This is a genomic window from Burkholderia sp. PvR073, from assembly GCF_054055695.1.
Window position 1 is genome coordinate 67402 of sequence record NZ_JBSRXO010000003.1, and the last position, 16113, is coordinate 83514.

Annotated in this window: 13 protein-coding genes; 3 read left to right on the forward strand and 10 right to left on the reverse strand. The window is 66.2% G+C overall.

Annotated elements, in window-relative coordinates:
• Positions 1 to 149 precede the first annotated feature (149 nt).
• From ACVK00_RS12025 to ACVK00_RS12045, 5 genes are all read right to left on the reverse strand, one after another.
• Positions 150 to 1184: a Tim44 domain-containing protein gene (locus ACVK00_RS12025; RefSeq protein ID WP_228905678.1), complete on the reverse strand. Its 1035-nt coding sequence runs from the start codon at positions 1182 to 1184 to the stop codon at positions 150 to 152.
• A 41-nt stretch (positions 1185 to 1225) separates the two neighbouring features.
• Positions 1226 to 1957 (reverse strand): bifunctional demethylmenaquinone methyltransferase/2-methoxy-6-polyprenyl-1,4-benzoquinol methylase UbiE, encoded by a 732-nt coding sequence (ubiE, locus tag ACVK00_RS12030; RefSeq protein WP_006751940.1) that lies wholly within the window; start codon positions 1955 to 1957, stop codon positions 1226 to 1228.
• Between the two features lie 52 nt (positions 1958 to 2009).
• Entirely contained in the window at positions 2010 to 2423 is a 414-nt protein-coding gene (locus tag ACVK00_RS12035; protein ID WP_059915371.1) for a gamma-butyrobetaine hydroxylase-like domain-containing protein, read from the reverse strand.
• On the reverse strand, positions 2420 to 2863 hold the full coding sequence (locus ACVK00_RS12040) for an HIT family protein (RefSeq protein WP_011657904.1): 444 nt from the start codon (positions 2861 to 2863) through the stop codon (positions 2420 to 2422). The genes ACVK00_RS12035 and ACVK00_RS12040 overlap by 4 nt, the downstream gene beginning before the upstream one ends.
• 85 nt (positions 2864 to 2948) lie before the next feature.
• On the reverse strand, positions 2949 to 6971 hold the full coding sequence (locus ACVK00_RS12045; protein ID WP_228905680.1) for a DUF3683 domain-containing protein: 4023 nt from the start codon (positions 6969 to 6971) through the stop codon (positions 2949 to 2951).
• A 575-nt stretch (positions 6972 to 7546) separates the two neighbouring features.
• Here ACVK00_RS12045 and ilvA point away from each other — a divergent pair.
• Complete coding sequence (gene ilvA, locus ACVK00_RS12050; protein WP_166725167.1) at positions 7547 to 9070, forward strand: threonine ammonia-lyase, biosynthetic; 1524 nt, start codon at positions 7547 to 7549, stop codon at positions 9068 to 9070.
• Between the two features lie 12 nt (positions 9071 to 9082).
• Positions 9083 to 9907: an NADPH-dependent 7-cyano-7-deazaguanine reductase QueF gene (gene queF, locus ACVK00_RS12055; RefSeq protein WP_284894697.1), complete on the forward strand. Its 825-nt coding sequence runs from the start codon at positions 9083 to 9085 to the stop codon at positions 9905 to 9907.
• A 496-nt stretch (positions 9908 to 10403) separates the two neighbouring features.
• Here queF and ACVK00_RS12060 read toward each other — a convergent pair whose 3' ends face one another.
• From ACVK00_RS12060 to ACVK00_RS12080, 5 genes are all read right to left on the reverse strand, one after another.
• Complete coding sequence (locus ACVK00_RS12060; RefSeq protein ID WP_456826951.1) at positions 10404 to 11006, reverse strand: peptidoglycan recognition protein family protein; 603 nt, start codon at positions 11004 to 11006, stop codon at positions 10404 to 10406.
• Positions 11007 to 11108: 102 nt separating this feature from the next.
• Positions 11109 to 11462, reverse strand: a complete 354-nt coding sequence (locus tag ACVK00_RS12065; RefSeq protein WP_284894694.1) for a DUF1493 family protein — start codon at positions 11460 to 11462, stop codon at positions 11109 to 11111.
• A gap of 298 nt (positions 11463 to 11760) precedes the next feature.
• The gene (locus tag ACVK00_RS12070) at positions 11761 to 12147 is read right to left on the reverse strand and encodes a RidA family protein (protein WP_006751946.1); all 387 of its coding nucleotides are present in this window, start codon (positions 12145 to 12147) and stop codon (positions 11761 to 11763) included.
• Positions 12148 to 12269: 122 nt separating this feature from the next.
• Entirely contained in the window at positions 12270 to 13751 is a 1482-nt protein-coding gene (locus ACVK00_RS12075; RefSeq protein WP_228905685.1) for an N-acyl-D-amino-acid deacylase family protein, read from the reverse strand.
• A gap of 2 nt (positions 13752 to 13753) precedes the next feature.
• Complete coding sequence (locus tag ACVK00_RS12080) at positions 13754 to 14689, reverse strand: MurR/RpiR family transcriptional regulator (RefSeq protein WP_284894688.1); 936 nt, start codon at positions 14687 to 14689, stop codon at positions 13754 to 13756.
• 116 nt (positions 14690 to 14805) lie between these two features.
• Here ACVK00_RS12080 and ACVK00_RS12085 point away from each other — a divergent pair, with 116 nt between their 5' ends.
• On the forward strand, positions 14806 to 16086 hold the full coding sequence (locus tag ACVK00_RS12085; RefSeq protein WP_284894687.1) for an amino acid deaminase: 1281 nt from the start codon (positions 14806 to 14808) through the stop codon (positions 16084 to 16086).
• Positions 16087 to 16113 lie beyond the last annotated feature (27 nt).

The following is a 16113-nucleotide window of genomic DNA, read 5'->3' on the forward strand; positions in this document are numbered from 1 at the left end:
AAAAACCCGCGCAGGCCGGGCGCCTACGCGGGTTTCTATTGTAACGTCGGATCGTCGGCAGACCGCGGCCAACCGCACACCCGGGCGGCAAGCGGTCGCAGTGCGGCGACCATCGCCCGGGCAGCCGGCAAGCCGGCCGCCGGTCACGCTCAGTGCGTGTTGATCTGCTGGATACCCGCGAGCAGCCAGCCCTGGCTGCCCGACTTCGACAGGTTCCACACCTCGTCGAGCGGCGCGGCCGGCGCATTCGCCGACTCGCGGATCAGCCCGTGGAAGCGCACGCTCGCCGACTGCTCGATACCGCGATCCTCGATCGCGACCAGCTCCGCGTCGAGCTGCACGACATCGGTCTGGTTCGCGTCGTTGCCGCGCGAATCGAGATCGATCTTGATCTCGGCGAACATTTCCGGCGTCGTGAACTCGCGGATGTCGGCCAGGTTGCCCTGGTCCCATGCCGCCTGCAGGCGCACGAAGTAGACCTTCGCGCTACGCAGGAACGCTTCGGTGTCGAAGCCGGCCGGCACCTGCAGCGGTGCGGCCGCCATCGCGCCCGCCGCACCGGCAGCCGCTGCGCCGCCGCCGAACACGCCTTGCGCTTCGTTCGCATAGCTGCTGCCGCTGCCCGCATAGTTGTTGCCGGTGCTGCCCTGCTGGAACGACGGGCTTTGCGAGTAGCTGCCCGACGACGATGCCGAGCCGCCGACCGAATACGCCGGCTCCTGCGAACGGCGGCGGTTCATGAACTTGCGGACCAACCAGATGCCGACCATCGCGAGCAGTGCGATCACGATGACGTTCGCCATCATGCTCGCGAACGCGCCGCCCAGGCCGAAGTGCGACAGCAGCGCCGCGATGCCGAGGCCGGCCGCGAGACCGGCGATCGGCCCGAGCCAGCGCGAGCGGTTCGGCTGCGCGGCCGGTGCCGGTGCGGCCGGGTTCGCGCGCTGCGCCTGCGCCGGTGCGGCCTGCTGCATCGGCTGCTGCGCGGGCGGCGTGGCCTGGCGCTGCGTGACGGTGGAATTCTGACGGCCGATGCTGCGCCCGCCGCCCATGCGCTTGGCCTCGGCGTCGAGCGATGCGAACGTGCCGGCCGTGAGCAGGCCGACCATCAGCAGCGTGCCGGCCCGTCGAGCCCACGGCTTCGACGGCTTGCTACGGTTGAACAACGAACGCGATGCGGACATCAGCTTCTCCAAATGTAAGGCGAATGTATGGGAAGAACCCCTTAGTACTTGGTTCCTAGGTGTAAAGCTACCACGCCACCTGACAAATTGTAATATTTGACGGCATCGAGGCCCGCTTGTTCCATCATCGTCTTCAGCGTGTCCTGATCGGGGTGCATCCGGATAGATTCAGCAAGATACCGGTAACTTTCAGCATCTTTCGCGAACTTGTCGCCAAGCCACGGTAATACTTTGAAAGAATACAGATCGTACGCTTTTTTCAGCGGATCCCACACTTTCGAGAATTCCAGCACCATCACGCGGCCGCCGGGCTTCGTCACGCGGCGCATCTCGGCGAGCGCGGCGTCCTTGTGCGTCATGTTGCGCAGCCCGAACGCGACCGTGACCACATCGAAGTAGTTGTCCGGAAAGGGCGTTTTCTCCGCGTCGCACAGCAGCGACGGCGTCACGATGCCCTTGTCGAGCAGCCGGTCGCGGCCGACGCGCAGCATCGATTCGTTGATGTCGGTGTGCCAGACTTCGCCCGTCGGCCCGGCCGCCTTCGCGAACGACTTGGTCAGGTCGCCCGTGCCGGCCGCGATGTCGAGCACCTTGAAGCCGGGGCGCACGTTCGCCTGCGCGATCGTGAATGCCTTCCACGCGCGGTGCATGCCGGCCGACATCAGGTCGTTCATCAGATCGTAGTTGCTCGCGACCGAATGGAACACGCCCGCCACTTTCTTCGCTTTTTCGGTTTCCTCGACGCTTTCGAAGCCGAAGTGGGTTTTACTCATCGCGTTGATCCTCAGTAAATGGCAAGACGGCGCCGAGCGGGCGCCGTCGCTTTCAGTGGCAGTGGCCGTGCGGCGCGGGTGCCGCCTGCATCGGCGCGTCGCGCTCGACGCCCGCCGCCTTCAGTTTGTCGAAATAGTCGCGCCACAGCGCGTCCTGCTGCGTCGCCAGTTCGTACAGCAGATCCCACGAGTAGATACCGGTCGAATGGCCGTCGGAGAACGTCGGCTGCAGCGCATAGTTGCCCACGCCCTCGAGCGCGGTGATCGTCACCTCGCGCTTGCCGGTCTGCAGCGTCTCCTGGCCGGGCCCGTGGCCGCGCACCTCGGCCGACGGCGAATAGACGCGCATCAGCTCGAACGGAATCCGGAAGCTCTCCCCGTTCGGGTACTGCAATTCGAGCACGCGCGACACCGCGTGCACGACGACGCCGGACGGAATCGGCGTCGTGGAAGTCAAACCGCTCATGGCTGCCTCGAATCGGTCGTTCGTTGAATTTCCTCGCGCACCGCATTGTGCAGCAGCGAGGCCTGCGCCGCGCGCGAGCGCAGCAGCGCCTCGGACACGCTGCGCTGGCGCGGCGCCCAGACGGGCTGCGGGAAATGGGCGTCATTCGAGAAGCGCGGGATCACGTGCCAGTGCACGTGCGGCACCATGTTGCCGAGGCTCGCGAGATTCACCTTGTTCGGCTGCATCACGCGGCGCACGGCACGCTCCACCGCGTACACGATGCGCATCAAATGTGCCCGCTCGGGCTCGCCGAGATCGGAGAACTCGGCCACGTGCGCGCCCCAGATCACCCGGCAGAAGCCCGGGTAGTCGTGCTCGCCCGCCGCGAGGACGACGCGCAGCATGTCGTCCTGCCAGAGCACTTCGCCGCCGTCTTCACGGCAAAACACGCATTCCATCGTCGCTCCCATGTGGACGGGCGCCGGCGCTGGTACGCCGGCGCCCGCTCATCCCAAGCCCGGCCGGGCGGTCGTCATGCCCGCATTAGACCAGCACGCGCTCGATCCCGCCATTGTTCGCGTGGGCGACATAGTCGGCCATCCAGTTCTCGCCGAGCACCTGGCGCGCGATTTCGACCACGATGTAGTCGGCCTCGACGTTCGCGTCCTCGTTGTAGCGCGACAGGCCCTGCAGGCACGACGGGCAGCTCGTCAGGATCTTCACGTCCGGGCCGTTCGCGGCCGCGGCCGGCGCCGGCGCGTTGCCGGCCACGACCGGGATGCTGCGCAGCTTCGCGGCACCCTTGCGGATTTCCTCTTCCTTGCGGAAGCGGACCTGCGTGGAGATGTCCGGACGCGTGACCGCGAGCGTGCCCGATTCGCCGCAACAGCGATCGTTCTTCTCGATCTTGTAGCCGTCCTTCTCCGCGCCCATCAGCTCGTTGACGAGCTTGACCGGATCCATCGTCTTGATCGGCGTGTGGCACGGGTCGTGATACATGTAGCGCGTGCCCGTCACGCCGTCGAGCTTCATCCCCTTCTCGAGCAGGAACTCGTGGATGTCGATGATCCGGCAGCCCGGGAAGATCTTGTCGAATTCGTAGCCTGCAAGCTGGTCGTAGCAGGTGCCGCACGACACGACCACCGTCTTGATGTCGAGGTAGTTCAGCGTGTTGGCGACCCGGTGGAACAGCACGCGGTTGTCGGTGACGATCTTCTCGGCCTTGTCGTACTGGCCCGAGCCGCGCTGCGGATAACCGCAGCACAGGTAGCCCGGCGGCAGCACCGTCTGCACGCCCGCTTCCCACAGCATCGCCTGCGTCGCGAGGCCGACCTGCGAGAACAGGCGCTCGGAGCCGCAGCCCGGGAAGTAGAACACCGCTTCCGAATCGACCGTGGTCGACTTCGGGTTGCGGATGATCGGCACGATCTTGTTGTCCTCGATGTCGAGCAGCGCGCGCGCCGTCTTCTTCGGCAGGTTGCCCGGCATCTTCTTGTTGACGAAGTGGATCACCTGCTCGACGACAGGCGGCTTGCCGACCGTCGCCGGCGGGTGCTGCGTCTGCTTCGTCACGACCTTCTTCAGCATGTCGTTCGCGAAGCGCTGCACCTTGTAGCCGACGCCCATCATCGCGCCGCGCGCGATGTTGATCGTCTGCGGGTTGGTCGCGTTCAGGAAGAACATGCCCGCCGCATTGCCGGCGTTGAATTTCTTCTTGCCCATCTTGCGCAACAGGTTGCGCATGTTCATCGTGACGTCGCCGAAGTCGATCTTCACCGGGCACGGCGTCGCGCACTTGTGGCACACCGTGCAGTGGTCGGCCACGTCGTTGAACTCGTCCCAGTGCTTGATCGACACGCCGCGGCGCGTCTGTTCCTCATACAGGAACGCCTCGACCAGCAACGAAGTCGCGAGGATCTTGTTGCGCGGGCTGTACAGCAGGTTCGCGCGCGGCACGTGGGTCGCGCACACCGGCTTGCACTTGCCGCAGCGCAGGCAGTCCTTCACCGAATCGGCGATCGCGCCGATGTCGGACTGCTGCATGATCAGCGACTCGTAGCCCATCAGCCCGAAGCTCGGCGTGTACGCGTTGCGCAGGTCGGCGCCGTCGAGCAGCTTGCCCTTGTTGAAGCGGCCGTGCGGGTCGACGCGCTGCTTGTACGCGCGGAATTCGGCGATCTCGTCGTCGGTCAGGAACTCGAGCTTCGTGATGCCGATCCCGTGTTCGCCGGAGATCACGCCGTCGAGCGAGCGCGCGAGCTTCATGATGCGTGCGACCGACGCGTGCGCGTCCTGCAGCATCTCGTAGTTGTCGGAGTTGACCGGGATGTTGGTGTGGACGTTGCCGTCGCCCGCGTGCATGTGCAGCGCGACGAACACGCGGCCGCGCAGCACGCGCTTGTGGATCGCCTGCGCTTCGTCGAGGATCTGCTTGAACGCGCCGCCGTTGAAGATCGCGCGCAGCTCCGCGCGGATCTCCTGCTTCCACGAGATGCGGACCGTGCGGTCCTGCGTGATGTGGAACACGGTCGCGCCCGGCTGCTCGTCCGCCCGATCGGCGAACTTCTCGGCGAGCGCCTCGTAGCCGAGCTGCACGAGGTAGTGCTGCGCCTCGCGCAGCGGCTGGTCGAGCCGGTCGCGCACGAATTCCCAGCGTGCACGCACGCGCTTGAGCAACTCCAGCGCCTGCTGGACGCGATCCTCGAGCAGTTCGGCGCTCGGGATCTCGTTCGCGTCGTCGGTCTTGCCGAGCGGCAGGTTGCCGGCGCGGAAGAACGCCTCGAGCGCGTCGACCAGTTGCAGCTTGTTCTTCAGCGACAGCTCGATGTTGATCCGCTCGATGCCGTCGGTGTACTCGCCCATCCGGTTCAGCGGGATGACGACGTCCTCGTTGATCTTGAACGCGTTCGTGTGCTTCGCGATCGCGGCCGTGCGGCTGCGGTCGAGCCAGAAGCGCTTGCGCGCCTCCGCGCTGACCGCGACGAAGCCTTCGCCGCTCTTGCCGTTCGCCATCCGGATCACTTCGGACGTCGCTTGCGCGACCGCATCGGCGTCGTCGCCGACGATGTCGCCGATCAGCACCATCTTGGGGAAGGCGTTGCGCTTGCTCTTGGTCGCGTAGCCGACCGCGCGCAGGTAGCGCTCGTCGAGGTGCTCGAGGCCCGCGAGGATCGCGCCGCCCTGCTTCGACGTCTCGAACAGGTAGTCCTTGATTTCGACGATGCTCGGGATCGCCTCGCGCGCCTGGCCGAAGAATTCGAGACAGACGGTGCGCGTGTGCGCGGGCATCTTGTGCAGCACCCAGCGCGCGGACGTGATCAGCCCGTCGCAGCCTTCCTTCTGCACGCCCGGCAGGCCGGCGAGGAACTTGTCGGTGACGTCCTTGCCGAGGCCTTCCTTGCGGAACCGGCGGCCTTCGATCTCGAGCATCTCGCTCTTCAGCAGCTTCTCGCCCGGCGCATACGCGCCGTCGAACCACTTCAGCTCGAAGCGCGCGACCGGGATGTCGTGGATCTTGCCCTGGTTGTGCTCGTGGCGCGTGACTTCGAGCCAGTTGCCGTCCGGGTCGACCATCCGCCACCAGGCCAGGTTGTCGAGCGCGGTGCCCCACAGCACGGCCTTCTTGCCGCCGGCGTTCATCGCGACGTTGCCGCCGATGCACGATGCATCGAGCGAGGTCGGATCGACCGCGAACACGTAGCCGGCCGCTTCGGCCGCTTCCGTCACGCGGCGCGTGACGACGCCCGCGCCGGAGAAGATCGTCGGCACCTTGTGCGCGACGCCCGGCAGTTCGGTGAGCTCGACCGCGCCGAGCTGTTCGAGCTTCTCGGTGTTGATCACCGCGGAGAACGGCGTGAGCGGCACCGCGCCGCCCGTGTAGCCGGTGCCACCGCCGCGCGGGATCACGGTCAGGCCGAGCTCGAAGCAGGCCTTGATCAGTGCCGCGATCTCGGCTTCGGTATCGGGGGTCAGCACGACGAACGGGTATTCGACGCGCCAGTCGGTCGCATCGGTCACGTGCGACACGCGCGACAGCCCGTCGAAGCGGATGTTGTCCTTCTGCGTGCAGCGGCCGAGCGCCTTGGTCGCGCGGCGGCGCAGGTCGGCCATCTTGTCGAATTCGTCGGCAAATTCGTCGACCGCGCGCTGCGCGGCGGCCTCGAGCATTTCGACACGTCCCGCGCGTTCGCGGCCCGCGTCGTCGTGGTGCGCGGTGAGGTCGGCGCGGCGGCGCTTGCCGATCTCGGTCAGACGGTGGTTCAGCGCCTCGATCAGGAGCGCGCGGCGCTTCGGGTTGTCGAGCAGGTCGTCCTGCAGGTACGGGTTGCGGCGCACGACCCAGATGTCGCCGAGCACTTCATACAGCATCCGTGCCGAGCGGCCCGTGCGGCGTTCGGCGCGCAGCTCGTCGAGCACCGACCACGCCTCCGCGCCGAGCAGGCGGATCACGATCTCGCGGTCGGAGAAGGACGTGTAGTTATAGGGAATCTCGCGCAGTCGGGGCGCGGGTTCGGCGGCGACGGCGGCGGCCGCGCCATGCGGATCGAAAACTTGTGGTGCGTTCATGTTCGGACGACTCGGAGGGCCGATACACCGTGCACGGGCGTCGGCAAGCGCGTAGGCGCAATCTTGGGGAAATCTGTTCTGGTGCCAGGCGCGCGACTATCTCGCATGGGGCCGGAGCGGGTCTGGACTCACCGTTCCGGGTTGGCAGGGCCTGGCGGCACTCGGAGCCATCAGCACGATCGCGCGCGGCGCGCATGCCGCTCCGCCGCAGGGCTGGCTGCGCGCGGCGTCGGCTTCAACGGGGCGATCCGAGGGTGCCTCTGCATCTTCCGATCCTTGATTCAAAACAGAATTCTAACCCATGATCGGCCCGTCCGTGACAGGCCGGACAGGTCGTGGGGCTTTCGCCGCAACCCGCACCAGGCCTGGTTCGGCACGATTTCGCGGCGGCATTTGCCGTCCGTCCGGTCGGTAACCATGCGGTTAAGCCGGTAAACAGGGACGCGTCGCGCGGCAAACACGCCCGCCGGCGCGGTTTCGCGACGGGGCGCCCGGCATGCCGCTTGCATGCGGGCGGACCCTTGGCGCTATCATTGATCCTTTACCGTCTGCTTCCGCACCGCACGCGAGCGCCCATGGCATCCCACGATTACCTGAAGAAAATCCTCACCGCGCGCGTCTACGACGTCGCGCTCGAGACGGAACTCGAACCCGCCCGCAACCTGTCGGCCCGGCTGCGCAACCCCGTGTACCTGAAGCGCGAGGACAACCAGCCGGTGTTCTCGTTCAAGCTGCGCGGCGCGTACAACAAGATGGCGCACCTTCCGGCCGACGCGCTCGCGCGCGGCGTGATCACGGCATCGGCCGGCAATCATGCGCAGGGCGTCGCGTTCTCGGCGGCCCGGATGGGCATCAAGGCGGTGATCGTCGTGCCCGTCACGACGCCGCAGGTGAAGGTCGACGCGGTGCGCGCGCACGGCGGCCCGAGCGTCGAGGTGATCCAGGCGGGCGAGTCGTACAGCGATGCGTACGCGCACGCCGTGAAGGTACAGGCCGAACGCGACCTCACGTTCGTCCACCCGTTCGACGATCCGTACGTGATCGCCGGCCAGGGCACGATCGCGATGGAAATCCTGCGGCAGCACCAGGGCCCGATTCACGCGATCTTCGTGCCGATCGGCGGCGGCGGCCTCGCGGCCGGCGTGGCTGCGTACGTCAAGGCGGTGCGGCCGGAGATCAAGGTGTTCGGCGTGCAGGCCGAGGATTCGTGCGCGATGGCGCAGTCGCTGCAGAAAGGCGAGCGCGTCGAGCTGAGCGAGGTCGGGCTGTTCGCGGACGGCACCGCGGTGAAGCTGGTCGGCGAGGAAACCTTCCGGCTCTGCCGCGAATTCCTCGACGGCGTCATGACGGTCGACACCGACGCGCTGTGCGCGGCGATCAAGGACGTGTTCCAGGATACGCGCAGCGTGCTCGAGCCGTCCGGCGCGCTCGCGGTCGCGGGCGCGAAATGCTACGCGGAACGCGAAGGGATCGAGAACCAGACGCTCGTCGCGGTCACGTCCGGCGCGAACATGAACTTCGACCGGATGCGTTTCGTCGCTGAACGCGCGGAAGTCGGCGAGGCGCGCGAGGCCGTGTTCGCGGTCACGATCCCCGAGGAGCGCGGCAGCTTCAAGCGCTTCTGCTCGCTCGTCGGCGAACGCAACGTCACCGAGTTCAACTACCGGATCGCCGATGCGCAGGCCGCGCATATCTTCGTCGGCGTGCAGATCAAGCGGCGCGGCGAATCGGCCGAGATCGCCGCGAATTTCGAGTCGCACGGCTTCAAGACCGTCGACCTGACGCACGACGAGCTGTCGAAGGAACACATCCGCTACATGGTGGGCGGCCGCTCGCCGCTCGCGCTCGACGAACGCCTGTTCCGCTTCGAATTCCCGGAACGGCCGGGCGCGCTGATGAAGTTCCTGTCGTCGATGGCGCCGGACTGGAACATCAGCCTGTTTCATTACCGTAACCAGGGTGCGGACTACAGCTCGATCCTCGTCGGGCTGCAGGTGCCGCAGGCCGATCGCGCCGAGTTCGAACGCTTCCTCGCGGCGCTCGGCTATCCGTATGTCGAAGAGAGCGCCAATCCGGCGTACCGGCTCTTCCTGTCGTAAAGGCTTCGCGCAATGAATCCCGAACACTCCCCGCTCGGCAAGGCCACCGTCTATGCCGCCCAGTACGACGCGTCGCTGCTGTTCCCGATCCCGCGCGCCGGCGCGCGCCAGCAGCTCGGCATCACGTCGGCGCCGCCGTTCTTCGGCACCGACATCTGGAACGCGTACGAACTGTCGTGGCTCAACGCGCGCGGCAAGCCGCAGCTCGCGGTCGCGACGTTCTACGTGCCGGCCGAATCGCCGAACATCGTCGAATCGAAGTCGTTCAAGCTGTATCTCGGCTCGCTCGCCCAATCGAAGTTCGACTCGGTCGACGCGGTGCGCGACACGCTGAAGCGTGACGTGTCGGCCGCGTGCGGCGCGAGCGTGTCGGTGCAGCTCGTGTCGCCGCACGACTTCGGCAAGCTCCAGATGGAAGAGCTCGACGGGCTGTCGCTCGACCGGCTCGACCTCGACACCGACGTGTACGAACCGGATCCGTCGCTGCTGTCGGCCGCCCAGGACGAAGCGCCGGTCGAGGAGACGCTCGTGTCCGACCTGCTGCGCTCGAATTGCCCGGTCACCGGCCAGCCCGACTGGGGCAGCGTGCAGATCCACTACGTCGGGCCGCAGATCGACCATGCGGGCCTGCTGCGCTACATCATTTCGTTCCGCAATCACACGGGCTTTCACGAGCAGTGCGTCGAGCGCATCTTCCTCGACATCCTGCATGCGTGCAAACCGTTGAAGCTGGCGGTGTATGCGCGCTATACGCGCCGCGGCGGGCTGGACATCAACCCGTTCCGCACGAACTACAACCAGCCGATGCCGGACAACGCACGGACTGCGCGGCAGTAAATGGGTGGATTTGGCGGGCATTCGTCGGCCCGCCAATACCTACTGCTTGCGGAACAGGCGTCTGTCTAATTCGGTGCGAACACGTCGGCTCGGCACTTCGGACAATACAAGTAGATGGTTCGACCATCGGGCATCGAAATGTAGCCGCGCCTTGCTTGGTCTATCTTCCATTTCGCAGTGCCCCCATCCGCAAGACGTGCTTGACCTTCGGCATAGCAATTCGCGGCGTCCAGGTCATGGCTGTACGCCCGTTCCGTTACGCGGTTCGCACGCTTGAAAAACGCGCTGACATCCGCCTGCCGAAGAACGAACGTACGGCACATATCCGCGGTTTCGTCCCCACTGATGTCGGCCGACCACGCACCGTTCCTGACGATTTCGACCGACTCCGGCCCAACAGTGGGGACGGCCCGGCGGGGCATCACCCGATCGGATTGCGCGCCCGCAACCGCACTGTGGGTGAGCAAGAACGTCAACATAAAAACTGCGATCCGAGTCACCATTGCGCCCCCGCCGCCTCCGTCCGGTTTTTCCGCGATACTGTCGGGTGGCGAAAGACCTCGGACATCGGAACCTGCAGCGTTACCGAAAGTTCATGGATGAGCCAGCGAAGCGAATCATTCTGAGCCTCCGGCGCCGCGATGTAAGTTCGTCGATCCGGATTCGGCTCATTCAGCGGTAACGCTTCACCGACCAGCTCCACGCCAATGCTGTCTGTATTGGAAGGGTAACGGTCCGGAACCGCCTTGCGCATCTCCCGCTGGTTTTCACCACGTGGGTCAAAACGGCGAAGTTGCTCCAGTTCGACTGGCGTGCAACGCAATTCGGCAACGCAGCGCGCCTTGATTCGACCAACATGCCAAGCCTGCTTCTTCAAAGAAGCAGTCTGGTAAATCGTCCCGTCTTTTTCAATCAAGAAATGCGCCCCGGTAGCAAATGCATTCTGATAGCTATTGAGCGCAGAGGCGGCGGTTGAACCGCCCGTTTGATGGACGACGATCCCGCTGATTCTCTGCATCGCACCGCGCTCGATCTGAACCTTTCTGACACGTGCTACGCGTGGGCTCACAACCATCCCAGTGGAATCAATCAAAAGCATTCAATACCCCATGGTTCGATTACATCATATCGCCGCAATCGCTCCGCCAATCGCCTGCGTTCCTGTCGTCACCCGTCACGCACGCTCCCCTCGCCCGGACTTTCACGGCAACTCGGCCAATCGTCCGGCATCCCATTTACGTTCAACCGCTGCGTGGTACAGCATCGCAAGCGTGACCGATTCCCGTTTGAGATCGTGCGGTTTCCGAAGCATCCAGCGCCGGAACAACGAATAGAGCATCCCCTCGCCTTCCATCAGGAAATAGCGATGAAAATCGAAGTCGCCTGTATCGATGGAAAAGCGCTCGAAAAAATGCCCCATGAAATCGTCGGCTTCGTCGCCGGTCTGACCGAGATCCTCCCAAAGCCGTGTGGCCGGAGACAACCGCACCGATTTGCCAAGCCCGGCCGCTGATCGAACGAAAACCTCTATCTCGTCCCAACGCACCTTCTCCATCAAAACACCTTACCTCCGGGTCTGACCAGACTGTCGTACCTCGCGATCGTGCCATGCAGCAGCGCAAATCGCCGTCACCGCCCACCATACGGATCCGTCACGTTAAGCACGCTGAAAAAAATTCGTCACACAATGCAAAATTCCGGTGGGGTTCCATCCGGCTTCGGCCCAACCGTACGTGAACACCTCCGCTTATCCGCTCACCAGTTCCTCCGCCACGCGTCGACTTCGCCATAATGAAAAAGGCCGGTGCATACCAATGCACCGGCCCTGTCGTACCACTTTGGCGCTTGCCGCGTTACTTCGCCGGCGCCTTGTAAGCGATGCAGTCGACCTCGACCTTGCAGTCGATGACCATGCTCGACTGCACGCACGCGCGTGCCGGCGGATGCTCGCCGAAGTACGACACGAACACCTTGTTGAACGACGCGAAATCGCGTGCGTCGTCGAGCCACACGCCGCAGCGCACGACGTGCTCGAGGCCGTAGCCGGCTTCCTTCAGGATCGCGATCACGTTCTCGATCGTCTGCTTCGACTGCGTGACGATCCCGCCTTCGACGACCTCGCCGTTCACCATCGGCGTCTGGCCCGACACGTACAGCCAGCCGTCGGCCTCGACCGCGCGTGCAAACGGCATCACCTGGCCGCCGGTACCCTTCGCTTCGCCCACGCCATATCGCTTCATCGTTTCACTCCTGGTTTGTCGACCGGCATCGGCACGTCAGCGCCCGCGCCAGCCCATGCAACGCACGGTTGCGGATGCGCGCGCCGACATGGCGCACGCGGCAAATCGGTTGGAGACCGCGCTCAGAACGCGGCGTCGGCACTCGCCGGCACGCGCTCGCCGCGCGCGACGAAACCGCCGGCGCGCTCGCCGGTCGGCTGGCCGTTCTCATAGGTCAGCACGCCGTTCACCCACACCGCGTCGATCCCGTGCGCGGGTTGCTGCGGCTTGTCGAACGTCGCGGCATCGATCACGCGCGCCGGATCGAACAGCACGAGATCCGCGTGGTAGCCGACATGCACTTCGCCGCGCCCCGCGATCCCGTAGCGGCGCGCGGACAGCGACGTCATCTTGCGGATCGCTTCCTCGAGCGGCAGCAGGTTCGTGTCGCGCACGTAATGGCCGAGCACGCGCGGGAACGCGCCCCACAGCCGCGGGTGCGGCAGCGGATCGTTCGGCAGGCCGTCCGAGCCGACCATCGTCGCCGGGTGCGACAGGATCCGGCGCACGTCGTCCTCGGACATGTTGTGGTACACGGCGCCGGCCGGGCGGATCCGCTGCGCGGCCTCCTGCTCGGTCACGCCCCAGTCGGCCGCGATCGCCTTCAACAGCTTGCCGGCGACTTCCGGATGCGGCTCCGACCACGTGATCGTGATGTCGATGTCGCCCGTCACCTGCTTCAGGTCGAGCGTCGACGAACTGCGGCTGTACGGATAGCAGTCGCAGCCGACCGGCTGGTAGCGGCGCGCGCCCTCGAGCGACGCGAGCACCTCGGTGCTGCGCCCCCAGTTCGACGGGCCCGCGCACTTCAGGTGCGAGATCACGACCGGCACCTGCGCGTGACGGCCGACGCGATAGGCCTCGTCCATCGCGTCGAGGATCGCGTCGAACTCGGTCCGCATGTGCGTCGTGTACAGCGCGCCCGCATTCGCGAGCGGCTCGGCGAGCGCCATCACTTCCTCGGCCGGCGCCGCGAACGCGGAGCCGTAGGCCAGGCCCGACGACAGCCCGAGCGCCCCGTTCGCGAGCGCCTCCTCGAGCTGCGTGCGCATCCCGGCGATTTCGCCGTCGGTCGCCGCGCGGTCGAGGCGATCCATCTGGTTGTTGCGCAGCGCGGTGTGCCCGACGAGCGCCGCGACGTTGACGGCCGGACGCGCATCGTTCACGGCCGCGACATAGGCGGCGAAGGTCGGGTAGCGGAACGCGTCGCGATCACCGAGCAGGTTCATCGGATCGGGCGGATCGCCCGCGAGCGTCACCGGCGACGCGCTGATCCCGCAGTTGCCGACGATCACGGTCGTCACGCCCTGCGAGATCTTCGGCAGCATCTCCGGCGCGCGGATCACGTGCGTGTCGTCGTGCGTGTGCACGTCAACGAAGCCCGGCGCGAGCGCGCGGCCGTTCGCATCGACGACGGTTTCGGCGAGCCAGTTCGACAGGTTGCCGATCGCCGCGATCACGCCGTTGCGGATCGCGACGTCGCGCGTGACGGGCGGTGCGCCGGTGCCGTCGTACAGCTGCGCACCGACGATCAGCGTATCGGCGGCTTCGGGATGCGAATGCATGGTCAGTCTCCTACCGGTTGACGGTCTCCGCCGCCGCGGTGCGCATCGAGCGCATGCTTGATGCGGCGCAGCGATTCTCGGCCCGCATCGCCGAGCCGCAGCGCGACTCCGGTGACGAGCACGTCGATCGCCATCATCATCGCGTAGCGCGATGTCGAAGGCTTGTAAATGAAATCGGTTTCGAACGCGACGACCGGGATCAGGTGGTCGGCGAGCTTCGCGAGCGGCGAAGCCGGCGCGGTGATCGCGATCAGCGTCGCGCCGTAGCGCTTCGCGAGGCGGCAGCTCTCGAGCAGCTCGGGCACGCGCCCGCTCACCGACAGCGCGACGACCACGGCGTCGCGCGACAGCGTCGCGGCCACCATGCGTTGCAGCAGGCTGTCCTGGTAGCTCGCGACCGGCCGGCCGAAGCGCACGAGCCTGAAGCGCAGTTCGTCGGCGAGCGCGGTCGAACCGCCGCCCTGCCCGTACACGTAGACCATCTTCGCGCCGGCCAGCCGGTCGGCCGCCGCGTCGAACGACGTGTTGCGCAGCAGCTGGTGGTTGCGCGCGAGCGCCACGCGGATCTCGTCGTAGACGACCGACGCCGGGCTCGCGTCTTCTTCGGGATGCTCGTCTGACGGCACGAGGAAGCGCTGGCCGACGGCCGCGGCCTGCGCGACGAGCACCTTCAGTTCGCGCACGTCGCGGCAGCCGACGGCCTTCGCGAAACGCGTGACCGTCGCGACGCTGACCCCCGCGTCGCGCGCCAGCGCGCCGATGCTCGCATGCGCGGCGCGCGCGAGATCGGCGAGGATGAATGCCGCGACCTTGCGTTCGGCTTCGCGCAGCTCGGGCGCGCATTCGGCGATCCGCGCGACGATGTCGAGGAGCGGCTGGGCGGCCGGAGCCGGGTGCTCGGCGGCGAACGGCGCTGACGGGGTGGCGGGCGAATTCATCTGCTGAAAGGTGGGCGCTTTATGTTACTAAATAACATCACCGCGCCGATGCTACTTTCTGTACCATCGGCATGTCAACTTTAGTGCAATGCATAGTAATGATGGAGCGGGATGACATGAAAGTTACAAACTATCAGGAACCGACAATCAATCCGTTGGGCAAGGGCCTCGGCAACCTGCCGAGCGCGAGCGTGCCGCTCGGCGACGCAAGCCGCCTCGAGTGGAACCTGCTCGCGGAAGACGTCAGCCTGCCGGCCGCGGTGCTGTACGCGGACCGCATCGAACACAATCTGAACTGGATGCAGGCGTTCGTCCAGCAGTACGGCGCCCAGTTCGCGCCGCACGGCAAGACGACGATGGCGCCGCAACTGTTCCGCCGCCAGCTCGCCGCCGGCGCATGGGGCATCACGCTCGCGACCGCGCACCAGACGCAGGCCGCGTATCACGGCGGCGTGCGGCGCGTGCTGCTCGCGAATCAGCTGGTCGGCCGCCAGAACATGACGATCATCGCGGAGCTGCTGTCCGACCCCGACTTCGAATTCTTCTGCCTCGTCGATTCGGCCGACAGCGTCGACCAGCTCGGCCGCTTCTTCGGCGACGCGAAGAAGACGCTGAACGTGCTGATCGAGCTCGGCGTGCCGGGCGGCCGCGCGGGCGTGCGCGATGCCGCGCAGCGCAAAGCCGTGCTCGACGCGATCGCGCGCTATCCGGACACGCTGAAGCTGGCCGGCATCGAACTCTACGAAGGCGTGCTGAAGGAGGAAGGCGAGATCCGCGCGTTCCTGCAGGACGCGGTCGCGCTCACGCGCGAGCTGGCCGAAGCCGGCCGTTTCGCGCGCACGCCGGCGATCCTGTCGGGCGCCGGCTCGGCGTGGTACGACGTGGTCGCGGAGGAATTCGCGAAGGCGTCCGACGCCGGTTTCGCGGAAGTCGTGCTGCGTCCGGGCTGCTACCTGACGCACGACGTCGGCATCTACAAGAAGGCGCAGACCGACGTGTTCGCGCGCAACCCGATCGCCCGCAGGATGGGTGAAGGGCTGCTGCCGGCACTGCAGCTGTGGGCGTACGTGCAGTCGGTGCCGGAGCAGGATCGCGCGATCATCGCGCTCGGCAAGCGCGACGCGGCGTTCGACGCGGGCCTGCCCGAGCCGGCGCGCCACTTCCGCCCGGGCCGCGACAGCGCACCGCGCGACGTCGCCGCGAGCGAAGGCTGGGCCGTCACCGGGATGATGGACCAGCACGCGTACCTGCAGATCCCGCCGGGCGCGGACGTGAAGGTCGGCGACATGGTCGCGTTCGACATTTCGCACCCGTGCCTGACGTTCGACAAGTGGCGCCAGCTGCTCGTCCTCGATCCGCAATTCCGCGTGACGGAAATCGTCGAAACCTTCTTCTGACACATTTGCGCACGCCGCCCCGCCGCC

Coding starts and splice junctions, on each gene's coding strand:
- ACVK00_RS12060 (WP_456826951.1), bottom strand. CDS start 11,006: ATGCTTTTGATTGATTCCACTGGGATGGTTGTGAGCCCACGCGTAGCA.
- ACVK00_RS12035 (WP_059915371.1), bottom strand. CDS start 2,423: ATGAGCGGTTTGACTTCCACGACGCCGATTCCGTCCGGCGTCGTCGTG.
- ACVK00_RS12045 (WP_228905680.1), bottom strand. CDS start 6,971: ATGAACGCACCACAAGTTTTCGATCCGCATGGCGCGGCCGCCGCCGTC.
- ACVK00_RS12065 (WP_284894694.1), bottom strand. CDS start 11,462: ATGGAGAAGGTGCGTTGGGACGAGATAGAGGTTTTCGTTCGATCAGCG.
- ACVK00_RS12070 (WP_006751946.1), bottom strand. CDS start 12,147: ATGAAGCGATATGGCGTGGGCGAAGCGAAGGGTACCGGCGGCCAGGTG.
- queF (WP_284894697.1), top strand. CDS start 9,083: ATGAATCCCGAACACTCCCCGCTCGGCAAGGCCACCGTCTATGCCGCC.
- ilvA (WP_166725167.1), top strand. CDS start 7,547: ATGGCATCCCACGATTACCTGAAGAAAATCCTCACCGCGCGCGTCTAC.
- ACVK00_RS12075 (WP_228905685.1), bottom strand. CDS start 13,751: ATGCATTCGCATCCCGAAGCCGCCGATACGCTGATCGTCGGTGCGCAG.
- ACVK00_RS12040 (WP_011657904.1), bottom strand. CDS start 2,863: ATGGAATGCGTGTTTTGCCGTGAAGACGGCGGCGAAGTGCTCTGGCAG.
- ACVK00_RS12080 (WP_284894688.1), bottom strand. CDS start 14,689: ATGAATTCGCCCGCCACCCCGTCAGCGCCGTTCGCCGCCGAGCACCCG.
- ACVK00_RS12025 (WP_228905678.1), bottom strand. CDS start 1,184: ATGTCCGCATCGCGTTCGTTGTTCAACCGTAGCAAGCCGTCGAAGCCG.
- ACVK00_RS12085 (WP_284894687.1), top strand. CDS start 14,806: ATGAAAGTTACAAACTATCAGGAACCGACAATCAATCCGTTGGGCAAG.
- ubiE (WP_006751940.1), bottom strand. CDS start 1,957: ATGAGTAAAACCCACTTCGGCTTCGAAAGCGTCGAGGAAACCGAAAAA.